Source organism: Henriciella marina DSM 19595 (assembly GCF_000376805.1).
Lineage (GTDB): Bacteria > Pseudomonadota > Alphaproteobacteria > Caulobacterales > Hyphomonadaceae > Henriciella > Henriciella marina.
This window is the reverse complement of sequence record NZ_AQXT01000002.1, coordinates 1,107,832-1,121,919: the sequence shown is the minus strand read 5'-3', so window position 1 is coordinate 1,121,919 and position 14,088 is coordinate 1,107,832. Positions and strand designations below refer to the sequence as shown.

Genomic DNA, 14,088 nt, shown 5'->3' with positions numbered 1-14,088 from the left:
GTATGCGGGCTGGCCTTAGCTTATGCCGGGAATGATGAAAAGACCGTTTCAGGCATGGAGCTGAACAAATGGCAGCTAAGGAAAGCGAGAACGAGCGTGAGGCGCGATTGAAAAAGGCGCTGCGGGACAATCTGAAGCGCCGCAAACAGGCGGCCAGACGCAGCGATCCACCGGATCCGCGCAAGACCAGGGACGAGTGATGCTGCAGCTCCAGAAACAGGATTATCTCAGGACGCCGCATGCGACGCTGGCGCGGGCCCTCGAGGCAGGCCTGTTCGAGGAGACGAAGATCGTGTTCTTCGGCCCGATGCGGCTGGTTTTGGGGCATCCTGAAATCCAGGAGCTGCTGAAGGATACCGACCGGTTCGCCGTCGACGCGCGCAATGCCGGCCATGATTCGCCATTCGGCCTACGGTTTCTGCCGGGGTCCCTGAAAGTGCTGGCAGACAATCTGCTGGGACTGGACGACCCGCGCCACAGGCAATTGCGCCAGATGGTGGACGAACCCTTCCGGCGTACCGCGATCGACGAATTGAAGCCTTCCATCGAAGAGATGTGCGACCGGTTGGTCGATAACATGTTGAGGACTGGCGAGACCGATCTGGTGCCGGGCCTCTGCCGCGAATTGCCGCTGCAGGTGATCTTCGAACTGCTGGGCTTTTCAGACGAAACGCGCGCGGCCTTGCACGATGTGATGAAAGGGGTGGCGGGAGGCGGCTCTCCGTTCCAGATGATCCGCGCCATCTTCCGGCTGAAACCGGCCCAGGATGCGCTGCGCCGTGAGTTCGAGCGGGTGCGGGCCGAACCACAGCCGGGGCTCGTCTCCGAACTCGTCCATGCCGAGGCCGACGGAGAGCGAATGACCGATGACGAGCTGCTGGCAATGGTCTTCGTCCTGTTCGTCGCCGGGCATGAGACGACATCGCACCTGATTTCGACATCGGTCTACACGCTGCTGACGCATCCTGGCGCGGCCGACCAGTACAGAGCCGGGGACGAGAATGCGCGCGGCGTCGCGGTGGATGAGCTTATGCGCTATTGCACGCCAGTGCAGATGACCAAGCCGCGCCACCCGCGTGAGGATATGGAATTCCACGGCGCACAGCTGAAGAAGGGCGAGCGGATCATGGCGCTGCTGGCGGCGGGCAATGTCGACCCGCGCGTCTTCGACGATCCCTTGACGCTAAACCTGGCGCGGCGTCCGAACCGGCATCTCGGCTGGGGCGGGGGCCCGCATCTCTGTCTCGGCCTGCACCTCGCCCGGGCCGAGGCGCAGGCGGCGCTGAGCTGTCTGTTCGACCGGTTTCCCCACCTCGCGTTCACCGTCGACCCAGACAAGCTCAGATGGATCCCCCGCTCCGGCATGCGGGGGCTGAAATCGCTGCCGCTGGGGTTTCAATAAGACTTGTGGCCCGACGTCACATTCGCGCCTTTCCCCCGTGGCCCGGCGCACTATAAGACCTCCCCATGGACAGTCTTAAAATCATTGGCGGACAACCGCTTTCCGGCGAGATCCCGATCTCGGGTGCGAAGAACTCGGCATTGAAGCTGATGGCAGCCTCGCTGCTGACGGCACAGCCCGTCACGCTGACGAATATGCCGAATCTCGCCGACACCCGGTTTCTCTCGCAGCTGCTGCAGACTCTGGGCGTCGAAGTATACTGGCCGAAGGGCCATTCGGAGTGCCGCCTCAACGCGGAAAATCTGACCTCGACGATCGCGCCCTATGAGCAGGTGCGCAAGATGCGGGCGAGCTTCAACGTGCTGGGGCCTATGCTGGCGCGCTATGGGCATGCGACGGTGTCGCTGCCTGGCGGCTGTGCGATCGGTGCACGTCCGGTGGATCTTCACCTGCAGGCCTTTGAGGCGATGGGGGCCGACCTGCTGGTCGAGCAGGGCTATGTGAAGGCGGCGGCCATTCACGGGCTGAAGGGCGCGCAGATCGTCTTTCCATTCGTGTCGGTTGGCGCGACAGAGCATGCGATGCTGGCTGCGACGCTCGCCAAAGGGGAGACCGTGCTTGAAAACGCGGCGCGCGAGCCGGAAATTGCCGACCTTGCCAATTGTCTCATTTCGATGGGCGCCAAGATCGACGGGGCAGGGACCTCCACGATCACGATCCAGGGCGTCGACGAGCTTCACGGCACCCAGCACAAGGTCATGTCTGACAGGATCGAGGCAGGCACGTTTGCGATGGCGGTTGCCGCAGCTGGCGGCGACGTCACGTTGACCAATGCGCCCGTGGGCGCCTTGAGCGCGATCAATCACGCCCTTCGCAATGCGTGGGTCGAGGTTGATGCGGACAAGGAAGCGGGAACGATCCGGATCAAGCGCGGCGACACTGCGCTCAAGCCGGTCAATATCGACACCGCCCCTTATCCCGGCTTTCCAACCGACCTGCAGGCGCAGTTCATGGCGCTGATGTCGATTGCGAACGGGCCGTCGATCATTCGCGAGAATATTTTCGAGAACCGTTTCATGCATGCGCCTGAATTGTCGCGGCTTGGAGCACAGATTATTGTGCGCGGGTCCGAGGCGATTGTGACGGGTGTCGAGCATCTCAAGGGCGCGCCCGTCATGGCGACGGACCTGCGTGCCTCTGTCTCTCTTGTCATCGCAGCGCTTGCTGCCCAAGGTGAGACGGAAGTGAGCCGTATCTATCACCTCGACCGGGGGTTTGAGCGGCTGGAAGAGAAGCTGAGCGCTGTCGGGGCGAATATTCGCCGCGTCAGCGTCGATGCAGAAGCAGGCTAAGGGGCCCCCATGGCAGAGCAGAAACCATTACGGCTGGTTGCTGAAGACCGGGATGACCTGACCGTCATCTCCGCGGCCGTGCAGGACAGCGTCATCAAGGCTGAGAATTTTCGCTATGAGAAAAGCCAGAGACGGTTCTCGCTGGAGCTGAACAGGTTCCGCTGGGAGCAGGCCGCCGGCAAGTCGAAGCGTCAGCCGAAAACGCGGATCCGCTCCCTGCTGGCGATCGACGGGGCGCTGTCGGTCAAGACACGAGGCGTGTCGCGCGCAGACCCTGATCTGGTCTATTCATTGCTGAGCGTGGAATTCGAGCCAGATGAGACTCCACCGGGCGGCATCGTCAGGCTGCATTTCGCTGGCGACGGAGAGCTTGCCATTCACGTGGAAGTTCTCGATGTGACGCTGCTCGACAGCGATTATGAGTGGACGACGCGGCGCACACCGCAGCATGAGCGCAGGATACGCTAAATGGCCAGATGGCTTGACGGCACAAAGGCAGACTTCGACGACGCGCTGGCCGCTTTCCTGGGAGAGCCGCGCGGCGAGGTCGAGGACGTGGCGAAAACCGTCGCGGACGTGCTGGCAGACGTCAGTGCCAAGGGCGGCGAAGCGGTAGCGCGTTACACCGCGAAGTTCGACCGGCTGACGCTGGACCCTGTGACACTGCAGTCGGATAATGTGGACCTGCACGCGCTTGCGGCCGGGTGCCCTGCAGACCTGCGTGAGGCCATCGATTTCGCGGCAGAGCGCATCGCCGCCTATCATGAGCGCCAGCGCCCAAGTGATAATTTCTTCAAGGATGCAGAAGGGATTGAACTTGGCTGGCGCTGGACGCCGCTGGACAGTGTTGGCGTCTATGTGCCGGGTGGGCTTGCCTCCTATCCAAGCTCGGTCCTCATGAATGCGGTGCCTGCCAAGCTGGCAGGGGTACAGCGCGTCGTCATGACGGCGCCTGCACCGGGCGGTCAGCTGTCCAATGCGGTCGCCTATGCCGCGCTGAAGGCCGGGGTGGATGAGTTCTACCCGATTGGCGGGGCGCAGGCGGTAGCGGCGCTGACCTTTGGTGCAGGGCATTTGAAACCGGTCGACAAGGTCGTCGGACCGGGGAATGCCTATGTCGCCGAAGCCAAGCGGCAGGTGTTCGGGCGCGTGGGGATCGACACGATCGCCGGTCCGTCCGAAATTCTGGTCGTTGCTGATCATAGCGCAAACCCCGACTGGATCGCCGCTGATCTGCTCAGCCAGTGCGAACACGACACTTCGTCCCAGTCGATCCTGATCACTGTGGAAAAGGCTGTGGGTAAGTCTGTGGAAGAAGCTGTGGAAAAGCAGCTTAAGTCGCTCTCTACCGAAGCGCGTGCCCGGTCCGCCTGGGAAACGCATGGCGCGATCATTCTGGCGAAGGGTCTTGACCAGGCCGCAGACATTGCGAACGAGATCGCGGCCGAGCATCTGGAGCTTGCGATCGATGACCCGGAGATGCTGTTGCCGCAGATAAAACATGCGGGCGCGGTCTTCCTTGGCCATCACACACCAGAGGCGCTGGGTGACTATGTCACCGGGTCGAACCACGTGCTGCCGACAAGCCGTGCCGCGCGTTTCAGCTCGGGACTCGGCCTCACGGACTTCATGAAACGGATGAGTGTCCAGCGCGCCAGCCCAGAAGGATTTGCCGCGCTTGCGCCGTCTGTCCTGCGCCTTGCTGAAGCCGAAGGCCTGCCTGCGCATGCGCGCTCTGTTTCCATTCGCACCAATGCCGGTGGGGGTGATGGCGGATAAACGTCTTGTTGCCGTTGAGATCGATGAGGAGACGCTTTCGACAAGCGGTCCCGACGCTGAGCATGAGCGCCGTGTCGCCATATTCGACCTTATCGAGGAGAACGTATTTGGCGTTCAGGGCGACGAGACCGGACCGTATGTGCTTCATCTGTCGATGATCGAGCGCAAGCTGGTCTTTGATATCCGGCTGGAGGACCAGACCAAGGTCCATATGTTTATCCTGTCGATCTCGCCCTTCAGGGGAATTATCCGCGACTATTTCATGATCTGCGAGAACTATTATTCCGCGATCAAGACGCAGTCGCCGCACCAGATCGAGGCGATCGACATGGCGCGGCGCGGTATCCACAATGAGGGGTCTTCGCTGCTTGCAGAGCGGCTGGAGAACAAGATCGATGTCGATTTCGATACGTCCCGCAGGCTCTTCACGCTGATCTGCGCGCTCCATGCCGGTCAGACACGAGGACCGGGGACGTAAAGCCCGCCGGCAGGGCCTTTGGCGCCTCCCGACGATGAGGGGTCGCTGCCACCCATAATTGAATTTCCGGCCGCCTGGCACCAAATTCCTGCCCAAGCCGTTATGTCCGTGCAGGCGCGTGCGTCGCAGCCGCGGTCTTTTACGGCTTGCTCTTCCACGTGACGAAAGTTACGAACCGCGCCATATCTGGCTTGCGGGACACTTATCGATCTTCCGCGGCTGTCAAAGGAGTGCCAATGTCAAAAGAAGAACTTATCGAGTTCAATGGAACGATCATGGAGCTTTTGCCGAACGCAACGTTCCGCGTGAAGCTCGAAAATGATCATGAAATTATCGGCTATACCGCCGGCAAGATGCGCAAGAACCGCATCCGCATCCTGACGGGCGACAAGGTCCTCGTTGAAATGACGCCTTATGATCTGACCAAGGGCCGGATCACCTACCGCTTCAAATAGTGATGCAGGACGGGCGCGCGCCCCTGACATTGGCGAGCGCGAGTCCACGGCGGCTCGACCTTCTGGCGCAAGCGGGAATCGCTCCCGATCGCATCCAGCCCGCCGATATCGACGAAACTCCGCTAAAAGACGAACCGCCCGCAGCGCTGGCCGAACGCCTTGCGCGGCAGAAGGCGTTGCATGTTCACACCGAGGGCGGGTTTACGCTGGCTGGCGATACGGTTGTCGCGCTTGGCCGCCGGGTGCTGCCCAAGGCAGATGACGCGGCGGAGGTCGCTGAATGCCTCAACCTGCTGTCTGGCCGCGCCCATCAGGTCCTGTCGGGGCTCGCTGTCTGCGCGCCGGATGGCCGGGTATCGGTGCGCGTCGTGCAATCGCGCGTTGTCTTCAAGCGCCTGACCGAAGTCGAAATAGAGACATACGCTCAGCATGGCGACGGTGTCGGCAAGGCTGGCGGCTATGCCATCCAGGGCAAGGCGGCACCATTTGTTCGCCGCATCAATGGATCCTACACCGCGATTGTCGGTCTCCCGCTCTATGAAGCGGTCTCCATGCTTGAGGGACTTGGCTATCGCAGGGCGGCAGCTGGCTGAGCTTCCAGCGGCGCCGTAAAGCGTGGCAGGGGCCATTGGCCCTGAGGGATCTGCGGGGCATGTGTGTCGACGAGGTCGACCGTCACCATCGGATTATCTGGCAACTGGCGATCAAGCGGGATCTGAAAATCGCGCGTTGATCCTGGCAGTATGACGAGGCTGGCGATGGGGAGGGTGATCGTATCGCTCCGGCCACCAATGCGCACAGTGCCTTGAAGGCGCGCATGGGCGCCGCCTGTATTTTCCAGACTGAGGGTAAGGGTTTGCGCGTCGAGCCCTGCGTCCAGAATTGCCGGGTCGCTGCTGGCCCTGGCGCCTGTCAGGTAGACGAGGCTGGAAACTTCAATCTTGCGGAGCAGGCCATCATTTCCGGGGCGGGTATCAGGCGAGATCGCCGAGGCAAGTAGCGCAAAGCGCCGCGCGCTGGCCGCGTCAAAGTCCGATGGCGTGGCGATGTCGATGAGAATGTCCCGGGTTTCACTGGGTGCCAGCGTAACAAAGGCGGGGGTGAACCTGACAGATGGCGTGATCGTGGTCTCGCTGTCGCCCGGTGCCAGCAAGGCGAGCCCGCCTCCGGCATCGATGGTCCAGTCGGCGAGACTGATGGTCAGCGAGAGCGTCTCGGCGCTGTCGTTATTGGTCAGCGTGACGACGTCGCGAACGCGTTCACCGGGCACAGCGGTCAGTTCGATCGATGTGGGGGACAGGCTGACCTCGAGGCCATCGGCGGGAATGTAGCTGCCGGCCAGAACGGCAAAGGCAAGCAATCCGCCGCGTATGAGCCGTGAGAGTTTCATCCGTTTGTCCCGTCTGAGGCCGGTTCCGGTCAACGCAGCGTACACTTGGGCGGGTTACCGGCAGGTTTAGGCGGCCATTGATGCGTGCCGCGCCAGCTTGCGTCGCTGCGCAGGCTCGGATAGCCCGTCTATGGGATGAGTACTGAACCGGAAAAATCCGCGCCGAAAAAGCGCAAGAAACGCAAGAAACCGCCGCATATCGCCGCCGATATGACGACGGCTGCGGGGCGCAAGCGTGCGCGGCGGGAAATGACGCTCAGCGATCACGGATTTCTGCGGGAGGGGTTTCAGAACCTTCATCAGATCAGCCCTGAGATGTGGCGATCCAATCAGCCCAATCCGCGCCAGGTAGCCGAACATGCCGCCGCGCGCGGTATTCGGACCATCATCAATCTGCGCGGTGAGAGCACGAAGGGCTATTACCTCCTTGAAAAAGAAGCCTGCGAGGAAGCGGGCATTGCGCTGGTCGATTTCCAGGTCTTTTCGCGCGATACGCCGACGGTTGAAACGATCGAGGCGGCCCGCGATCTGTTTGAGACGATTGAATATCCGGCTCTGATGCACTGCAAGTCGGGCGCAGACCGGGCAGGGATCATGAGCGCCTTCTACATGATCTTTCGGCGCGGCATGCCGGTCGAGAAGGCACTGAAGCAGCTTTCTGGCAAATACCTGCATGTGAAGTCAGGCAAGACCGGCATGCTGGACGCCTTTTTTGAGGCCTATCTGAAATCCACACGTGAGACGGGCAAGCCCTTCATGGCGTGGGTGCGCGAGGATTATGACCGCGAGGCTGTAAAGGCCGATTTTCTGAACCGTTCGCGCGGCCGGATCGGTCTCGACCGGCTGCTCCGGCGGGAATAAATACCATTTTTTCTGGCATCTTCAGCGATTTCGTGGAAATCTCCGGTCAGAAAGGCTTCAGAAGGATGCATCCATGAAATACTTGGCGCTCGTAGCTATTTCCGCCCTGGCCCTTAGCGGCTGTGACAGGACGGCAGAGGACCGGGAAGCCATCATGGAATTCTGTCAGGAGGAGGTCGGCATGGAGGTCTCCGAATGCACCTGTCTGGTCGATGCGGCCGAGAAGACCCTTGACGATGAGCTGTTTGGCAAGTTCGCCGCGGTCGCCCGCAATGACGGAGACCGGACCGAGCGGATGGAAGAACTGTCGAGTGCCGAGCAGCGGCAATTATACGGCTTTATCGAAGAGTCTGCAGTTTCGTGTGCCTTGCAACAAGAGTGAGTTGAACGGCTTTAGAGTTTTTTAGTGGGGGGAGTAGAATGAAGTTCATTATTATCAACAGTTTCCGGGCGATGGTTTATGTCGCCTTCATTGCGATCATCGCAGCTGGCGTAATGCTGGGCATCTATCAGGATGGTCAGTTTGCGGCCGCTTATGGGCTTGATGGCGATACGGCGCGCATTGCCGAGATTGCCGGTTTCACGCTGGCGGGCTGGATCTGCGCCAGCATCATCTGTGGCCTGATCGTGACGTTCCTGGATATCCGCGATGATATCAATGACCGTCTGCCGGATGCGCGCCGCGAAGACTGACGCGGGCGTTCTTTTACATAAACTCAAGCGTGGTGGGACATGGTGTCCTGCCACGTCCATTTTCGTTCGACTTCATGGCTTGCCGTGTGCTTAGGCTAGGGGCCTTCAGAGCTATCCTTGCGCGAACAGAATGACCGCTTCAGCCTTGCAGACCGCTTCTATCTCCCGCGATGCCATGCGCCATGGGCGAAGCGTCGCCTTGCCGACATTGCCGGGCCTTTTGCTGCTCGTCGCCGCCGTTACGGCGCAAAGCTATGTGAACCGGCTGGCGCAAGCGGGCGGCGAGCCTGTCTTCTACTGGTTCGCCATGGGCCTGGTGGTGATCTTCACCGGCAGCTTCTGGTCGGCGACGATGTACCGGCGCCTTCTGCCAGAGGCAGGGACAGGCAGCGCGCTGACCGACGCGGTCAGGCTGTTTGTCGCGAACCTCGCCGTTTATTCGCTCTTCTTCATTCTCCTCTTTCTGCTGACGCTCTTTTTCTCGATCTTCGCCGGCGTGCTGATCGACGCATCGGGCTATGATCCGGCAGCGGCAGGTCAGTCGCCGGACGAGGTCTGGCGCTCTATGGAGGCGCTCTCCAGCTCTGGGGCCGCGGTAATCCTTTATATGCTGCTCGTTGTCGCCAGCGGGGCGCTGATCTGGCTGGGCCTGCGCCTATTCCTGTTCGGGCCAGCGACCATTGCAGAGCGGCATGTCACCATCTTCCGCAGCTGGCCGTGGACCTCGCGGCATGTCGCCCGGATCGCGCTACTCTGGGTCAGCCTGCAGCTTGTACCCTGGCTTGTCCTTTCCCTGATTGCCTCACTGCTCCTGCACGCGGGCGGGATGGCCACCATCATTAGCGTCTACGCTGCGCCGCCGGGGGCGGCCGATGCTTTAGGCGACGTCGAGTTTGCAGGTCTCACGGGTGTTGCGGTGCTGATACTTGCGCCGTTCTACTGGCTCGGCCATGGGCTGGCGGTCGCGCTCTACCAGCGGCTCGCCCCGACCCGAGTTGACGCGGACATGACTTTCGGCTGACTACTCTCAGCAGCAAGCCCGCAGCCGGGGAGGGCGTCGTGGACCACCGTTTCAGTTTCGCGACCGCCATGCTGCACTTCGCGCAGGCCCGTGGTCCCGGCGGTTTCATCTGGAAATATGCGCTCACCTATCTGATCGCGGTCACGGCGATGGGCGGGCTCGGCTATTTTCTGTTCCAACCGCTGATCGGCATTTTCACCGAAGCACTGCTGCAGGTCGCGCGCGACGCGATGAGCAGTGACGATGTTGAGGTCGCCATGACGCAGCAGATTTCCGGAATGGTCGGGCGCATCGTCTTTTCCTACATCGCGATGCTGCTGCTGACGGCGCTCTTATGGGCAGCTTTCGAAGCGGCCATTCAACGGCGCTATGTGCGCGAGGAAGGGTTCAGCATCGGCATTGGCGGCGATGAGCTTCGCCTGCTTGTTGTCGGGATAATGTGGATTGTCTTTTTCTTCGTCGGCTATCTGCTCAGCGCGATCATGGCCGGAGTTCTCGGCAGTCTCATCATGGAGATTGGCGAGGGCGAGAATTTTTTCCTCGGCTTCAGTTTTCCGATCGTGTTTCTGATCGCCGCTTTTGGCTGGGCCTATGTTGCCGTGCGCCTGTCGCCAGCATCTGGCCTGACCGTCAGGGACCGCAAGATCCAGTTCCTGAATGCCTGGGGGGCGAGCCGCGGCCGGTTCCTGCCGCTTTTCTTTGCCTACTTCTTCCTGACGCTCATTTTCTGGATCGTCTTTACGCTGGTCTATTCGGCGAGCGCGGCCACAGCCATTTCGGTCTTCATGTCGAATTTCGGCAGCATCGAGCAGGTGGAGCAAAATCCGGCCCAGCTCATCTTCTTCATCCTGCAGGGCCGGTTTATTGCCACCGTGATGGGCATTTATGCGGTCCTGCTCGTGATGCAGGGCATCTTCATCTACATCTGGGCAGGCCCGGCTTCGCTGGCGGCCAAGACCGATCCACGCGGCGGCGGCATTGCGCAGGCGCCGGATGTTTTTGCCTGACGAACTGCCTTATTCGGCCGCCTGTTTTCCTTTGAGGCGTTTGGCGTAGGCGGCTCGGCGCTCATCCTGACGGCGGAAGGTTTCGGCAAGGAAGCGCCCCGTCCAGCTGTCTTCGATGGCCGACACCTCTTCCGGCGTGCCGACTCCGACCACGCGGCCACCGCCATCACCGCCCTCAGGGCCGATATCGATAATGTGGTCGGCCGTCTTGATGACGTCGAGATTATGCTCGATCACGACAACCGTGTTTCCAGCATCGACCAGCTCATGCAGGACTTCGAGAAGTTTGCGGACATCCTCGAAATGAAGACCCGTCGTCGGCTCGTCCAGGATATAGAGCGTGCGGCCAGTGGCACGTTTCGAAAGCTCCTTGGAGAGCTTCACCCGCTGGGCCTCGCCGCCTGAAAGCGTCGTCGCCTGTTGGCCGACCTTGATATAGGTGAGGCCGACCCGGCTCAGCGTTTCCATCTTGGACTGGATGCTGGGCACGGCGTGGAAGAATTTTTCGGCCTCCTCGACTGTCATGTCGAGCACGTCAGCAATCGACTTGCCCTTATAGAGGACCTCCAGCGTCTCGCGGTTGTAGCGTTTACCGTTACAGGTTTCGCAGGTGACGTAGACATCCGGCAGGAAGTGCATCTCGATCTTGATGAGGCCGTCGCCCTGGCAGGCCTCACAGCGGCCGCCCTTCACGTTGAACGAGAAGCGGCCCGGCTTGTAACCGCGTGCCTTGGATTCCGGCAGGCCAGCGAACCAGTCGCGGATTGGCCCGAAGGCGCCGGTATAGGTCGCCGGGTTCGACCGGGGCGTTCGCCCGATCGGTGACTGGTCAATGTCGATGACCTTGTCGAGATGATTGAGGCCTTCGAGCCCTTCATAGGGGGCAGGGGCCTGCGACGCGCCGTTCAGTTTGCGGGCCAGCGCCTTGTACAGCGTCTCGATGATGAGGGTCGACTTGCCGCCGCCAGAGACGCCGGTAATCGCGGTGAATGTGCCGAGCGGGATGGTTGCGTCGACATTTTTGAGGTTGTTGCCGGTCGCGCCCTTGATAGTGAGTGAGCGGGACTTTTTCTTGAGGCGTCGCTTTGGTGGAATGGCGATCTCTTCCTTGCCATTGAGGAAGGCACCGGTGAGGCTGTTTTCGTCAGCGATGATGTCTTCGGGCCTGCCCTGGCTGACAATCTCGCCGCCATGGATGCCGGCGCGTGGCCCCATGTCGATGACATGGTCTGCTGTGAGGATCGCATCCTCATCATGCTCAACGACAAGCACTGAATTGCCGAGGTCGCGCAGGCGTTTGAGCGTTTCCAGCAGGCGTTCATTGTCGCGCTGGTGCAGGCCGATGGACGGCTCATCGAGCACGTAAAGCACACCCTGCAGGCCAGAGCCGATCTGGCTGGCAAGACGGATGCGCTGGCTTTCGCCGCCAGAAAGCGTGCCCGATGCACGGGAGAGTGACAGGTATTCGAGACCAACCGCGTTGAGGAAGACCAGACGGTCATTGATTTCCTTCAGGATGCGGGTGGCGATCTCGGTCTGCTGGTCGTTGAGGGTATCGACGACCTGGCCGAACCATTCGCCCGCTTGCTTGATTGAAAACTCAGCGCTGTCGGAAATGTCGAGGCCGTCGATTTTTACCGCCAGGGCCTCCGGCTTCAAGCGCTTGCCATTACAGGACGGGCAGGGGGCCGCTGACTGGAATTTCGCTATCTCGTCGCGCGCCCACTGGCTGTCTGTCTCGCGGTAGCGGCGGTTGAGGTTCGGAATGACGCCTTCGAAGGTCTTCTTTACCTCATAGCGGCGGAGGCCGTCATCATAGACGAACTGGATTTCCTCATCGCCCGTCCCTTGCAGGATAATGTCGCGGATCGGCTGTTTCAGCTTGTTCCAGGCGGTGTCGAGGTCGAAGTCGTAATGATCGCCGAGGGCTTGCAGCGTTTGCGTTTGATAGGGTGAGGCAGCGCGCGCCCAAGGCGCAATCGCCCCCTTGGCAAGCGACAGATCCTTATCTGGTACGACGAGTTCCGGATCGACTTTCAGCTGCTGACCAAGGCCATCGCAGGCCGGACAGGCGCCAAACGGGTTGTTGAACGAGAAGAGCCGCGGCTCGATCTCCGGGATGGTGAAGCCGGAGACAGGACAGGCGAAGTTGGCCGAATAGGTGATGCGTTTGGCTTCGGTCTCACCTTCTTCGACGTCTGCATATTCGAGGACGGCGATGCCATTCGCGAGGCCGAGGGCGGTCTCGAAACTTTCCGCGAGCCGCTGCTCCATGCCCTCGCGGATGACGACGCGGTCAACGACGACGTCGATGTCATGCTTGAACTTCTTGTCGAGCGTTGGCGGGCTTTCGAGATCGTGGAACTCACCATCAACCTTTACGCGCTGGAAGCCGTTCTTCAGGAGCTCGGCGAACTCTTTGCGGTATTCGCCCTTGCGGCCACGGATCATCGGCGCGAGCAGGTAGAGGCGCGTCTTTTCAGGCAGGTCCATCGTCCGGTCGACCATTTCCGATACGGTCTGCGACTGGATCGGCAGGCCGGTGGCTGGCGAATAGGGAATGCCGACGCGCGCCCAGAGAAGGCGCATATAGTCGTAGATCTCCGTGACGGTGCCGACGGTCGAGCGCGGGTTTTTCGACGTGGTCTTCTGCTCGATTGAGATGGCAGGCGAGAGGCCTTCAATGCTCTCGACATCAGGCTTCTGCATCAGCTCAAGGAACTGGCGGGCATAGGCCGACAGGCTCTCGACATAGCGCCGTTGGCCTTCTGCATAAATCGTGTCGAAGGCGAGCGAGGACTTGCCGGAGCCAGACAGGCCCGTCAGCACGACGAGCTTGTCGCGCGGGATGTCGACATCGACATTCTTCAGATTGTGTTCTTTCGCACCGCGCACGCGGATCATGCGAAGATCAGGTGACGTCATCGACTAGCCTTTCGGGACCGCGCCTCGTCTTGCGTTGAAGTATGATGTGTAACTGGAGTCCATCTTGACGACCAGAACAAAAAATGAACATTGATTTGTGTGCAGCGTTTTCAGCTGCCGATTGTGGAAATATGGGGTGCGAGGGCGACAGGCGCCAAGTGACGTATTACACCCCGAAACTGGATTCGACGGCGAAATGATTGGAGCGCGACATGGCTGGCTCAGTGAACAAAGTAATTATCATCGGCAATCTCGGGGCAGACCCCGAAGTGCGCCAGTTCCAGAATGGCGGCCAGGTCTGCAATCTGCGGATCGCTACATCTGAGACCTGGAAGGACAAGAATACAGGCGAGCGCCGGGAGAAGACCGAGTGGCACCAGGTGGCCATCTTTTCCGAAGGTCTGGTGCGGATTGCGCAGCAATACCTCAAAAAGGGCTCCAAGGTTTACGTCGAAGGCAAGCTCCAGACCCGCAAATGGCAGGATCAGAGCGGCGCCGATCGGTATTCGACCGAGATCGTGCTTCAGGGCTTTGATGGCACGTTGACCATGCTGGACAGCGCTGGCGGTGGCCAGGGCGGCGGCGGCGGTGGTGGCGGTCGCTCGGGCGGTGGCAACTATGGTGGTGGCGGCGGCGGGCCGCGCCAGCTCGACGGCCCCCCTCAGGATTTCAATCAGGACTTCGAAGACGAGATCCCGTTCTAGTCGGGGAACGCCTCTGTCAGC

Annotated in this window: 16 protein-coding genes; 14 read left to right on the top strand and 2 right to left on the bottom strand. The window is 60.8% G+C overall.

From position 1 onward, the window contains the following. Positions 1-68: 68 nt before the first annotated feature. The 8 genes from F550_RS19490 to F550_RS0105535 all read left to right on the top strand — a co-directional run bounded on the left by F550_RS19490 (position 69) and on the right by F550_RS0105535 (position 6,059). Positions 69-200 carry a hypothetical protein gene (locus tag F550_RS19490; protein WP_018147541.1) on the top strand — a complete coding sequence of 44 codons (132 nt, stop codon included), beginning with the start codon at positions 69-71 and terminating at the stop codon, positions 198-200. Then, the gene (locus F550_RS0105565; RefSeq protein WP_018147540.1) at positions 200-1,402 is read left to right on the top strand and encodes a cytochrome P450; all 1,203 of its coding nucleotides are present in this window, start codon (positions 200-202) and stop codon (positions 1,400-1,402) included. The genes F550_RS19490 and F550_RS0105565 overlap by 1 nt, the downstream gene beginning before the upstream one ends. A 65-nt stretch (positions 1,403-1,467) precedes the next feature. Further along, positions 1,468-2,754, top strand: coding sequence for a UDP-N-acetylglucosamine 1-carboxyvinyltransferase (gene murA / locus F550_RS0105560; protein ID WP_018147539.1), 1,287 nt, complete (start codon positions 1,468-1,470; stop codon positions 2,752-2,754). A gap of 9 nt (positions 2,755-2,763) precedes the next feature. Further along, entirely contained in the window at positions 2,764-3,222 is a 459-nt protein-coding gene (locus F550_RS0105555) for a DUF2948 family protein (protein WP_018147538.1), read from the top strand. Then, positions 3,223-4,533 carry a histidinol dehydrogenase gene (gene hisD, locus F550_RS0105550; RefSeq protein WP_018147537.1) on the top strand — a complete coding sequence of 437 codons (1,311 nt, stop codon included), beginning with the start codon at positions 3,223-3,225 and terminating at the stop codon, positions 4,531-4,533. It begins immediately after the preceding gene. Further along, a complete protein-coding gene (locus F550_RS0105545; RefSeq protein WP_018147536.1) occupies positions 4,523-5,011 on the top strand; it encodes a UPF0262 family protein in 489 nt (162 codons plus the stop codon). Before hisD ends, F550_RS0105545 begins: the two co-directional genes overlap by 11 nt. Positions 5,012-5,247: 236 nt before the next feature. Then, the gene (infA, locus tag F550_RS0105540; RefSeq protein WP_018147535.1) at positions 5,248-5,466 is read left to right on the top strand and encodes a translation initiation factor IF-1; all 219 of its coding nucleotides are present in this window, start codon (positions 5,248-5,250) and stop codon (positions 5,464-5,466) included. 2 nt (positions 5,467-5,468) lie between these two features. Next, positions 5,469-6,059 carry a Maf family protein gene (locus F550_RS0105535; protein WP_018147534.1) on the top strand — a complete coding sequence of 197 codons (591 nt, stop codon included), beginning with the start codon at positions 5,469-5,471 and terminating at the stop codon, positions 6,057-6,059. Here the strand turns inward: F550_RS0105535 and F550_RS0105530 are convergent. Next, on the bottom strand, positions 6,035-6,856 hold the full coding sequence (locus F550_RS0105530) for a fimbrial biogenesis chaperone (RefSeq protein WP_018147533.1): 822 nt from the start codon (positions 6,854-6,856) through the stop codon (positions 6,035-6,037). The genes F550_RS0105535 and F550_RS0105530 overlap by 25 nt on opposite strands. A gap of 135 nt (positions 6,857-6,991) precedes the next feature. Between F550_RS0105530 and F550_RS0105525 the strand changes: the two genes are divergently transcribed. The 5 genes from F550_RS0105525 to F550_RS0105505 all read left to right on the top strand — a co-directional run bounded on the left by F550_RS0105525 (position 6,992) and on the right by F550_RS0105505 (position 10,438). Beyond that, positions 6,992-7,717, top strand: coding sequence for a fused DSP-PTPase phosphatase/NAD kinase-like protein (locus tag F550_RS0105525; protein ID WP_018147532.1), 726 nt, complete (start codon positions 6,992-6,994; stop codon positions 7,715-7,717). Between the two features lie 73 nt (positions 7,718-7,790). Then, complete coding sequence (locus F550_RS16980; RefSeq protein WP_018147531.1) at positions 7,791-8,099, top strand: hypothetical protein; 309 nt, start codon at positions 7,791-7,793, stop codon at positions 8,097-8,099. Between the two features lie 38 nt (positions 8,100-8,137). Continuing rightward, entirely contained in the window at positions 8,138-8,410 is a 273-nt protein-coding gene (locus F550_RS0105515; protein ID WP_018147530.1) for a hypothetical protein, read from the top strand. Between the two features lie 130 nt (positions 8,411-8,540). Next, on the top strand, positions 8,541-9,431 hold the full coding sequence (locus tag F550_RS0105510; protein ID WP_018147529.1) for a hypothetical protein: 891 nt from the start codon (positions 8,541-8,543) through the stop codon (positions 9,429-9,431). Between the two features lie 38 nt (positions 9,432-9,469). Next, on the top strand, positions 9,470-10,438 hold the full coding sequence (locus tag F550_RS0105505; RefSeq protein ID WP_018147528.1) for a hypothetical protein: 969 nt from the start codon (positions 9,470-9,472) through the stop codon (positions 10,436-10,438). A 9-nt stretch (positions 10,439-10,447) separates the two neighbouring features. Here F550_RS0105505 and uvrA read toward each other — a convergent pair whose 3' ends face one another. Beyond that, on the bottom strand, positions 10,448-13,363 hold the full coding sequence (gene uvrA / locus F550_RS0105500) for an excinuclease ABC subunit UvrA (protein ID WP_018147527.1): 2,916 nt from the start codon (positions 13,361-13,363) through the stop codon (positions 10,448-10,450). Between the two features lie 212 nt (positions 13,364-13,575). Between uvrA and ssb the strand changes: the two genes are divergently transcribed. After that, entirely contained in the window at positions 13,576-14,067 is a 492-nt protein-coding gene (gene ssb, locus F550_RS0105495; protein ID WP_018147526.1) for a single-stranded DNA-binding protein, read from the top strand. Positions 14,068-14,088 lie beyond the last annotated feature (21 nt).

Excerpts from the sequence above, each read along its gene's own strand:
- F550_RS19490 (WP_018147541.1), top strand. The coding sequence starts at position 69 with ATGGCAGCTAAGGAAAGCGAGAACGAGCGTGAGGCGCGATTGAAAAAG.
- F550_RS0105565 (WP_018147540.1), top strand. The coding sequence starts at position 200 with ATGCTGCAGCTCCAGAAACAGGATTATCTCAGGACGCCGCATGCGACG.
- murA (WP_018147539.1), top strand. The coding sequence starts at position 1,468 with ATGGACAGTCTTAAAATCATTGGCGGACAACCGCTTTCCGGCGAGATC.
- F550_RS0105555 (WP_018147538.1), top strand. The coding sequence starts at position 2,764 with ATGGCAGAGCAGAAACCATTACGGCTGGTTGCTGAAGACCGGGATGAC.
- hisD (WP_018147537.1), top strand. The coding sequence starts at position 3,223 with ATGGCCAGATGGCTTGACGGCACAAAGGCAGACTTCGACGACGCGCTG.
- F550_RS0105545 (WP_018147536.1), top strand. The coding sequence starts at position 4,523 with ATGGCGGATAAACGTCTTGTTGCCGTTGAGATCGATGAGGAGACGCTT.
- infA (WP_018147535.1), top strand. The coding sequence starts at position 5,248 with ATGTCAAAAGAAGAACTTATCGAGTTCAATGGAACGATCATGGAGCTT.
- F550_RS0105535 (WP_018147534.1), top strand. The coding sequence starts at position 5,469 with ATGCAGGACGGGCGCGCGCCCCTGACATTGGCGAGCGCGAGTCCACGG.
- F550_RS0105530 (WP_018147533.1), bottom strand. The coding sequence starts at position 6,856 with ATGAAACTCTCACGGCTCATACGCGGCGGATTGCTTGCCTTTGCCGTT.
- F550_RS0105525 (WP_018147532.1), top strand. The coding sequence starts at position 6,992 with ATGAGTACTGAACCGGAAAAATCCGCGCCGAAAAAGCGCAAGAAACGC.
- F550_RS16980 (WP_018147531.1), top strand. The coding sequence starts at position 7,791 with ATGAAATACTTGGCGCTCGTAGCTATTTCCGCCCTGGCCCTTAGCGGC.
- F550_RS0105515 (WP_018147530.1), top strand. The coding sequence starts at position 8,138 with ATGAAGTTCATTATTATCAACAGTTTCCGGGCGATGGTTTATGTCGCC.
- F550_RS0105510 (WP_018147529.1), top strand. The coding sequence starts at position 8,541 with ATGACCGCTTCAGCCTTGCAGACCGCTTCTATCTCCCGCGATGCCATG.
- uvrA (WP_018147527.1), bottom strand. The coding sequence starts at position 13,363 with ATGACGTCACCTGATCTTCGCATGATCCGCGTGCGCGGTGCGAAAGAA.
- ssb (WP_018147526.1), top strand. The coding sequence starts at position 13,576 with ATGGCTGGCTCAGTGAACAAAGTAATTATCATCGGCAATCTCGGGGCA.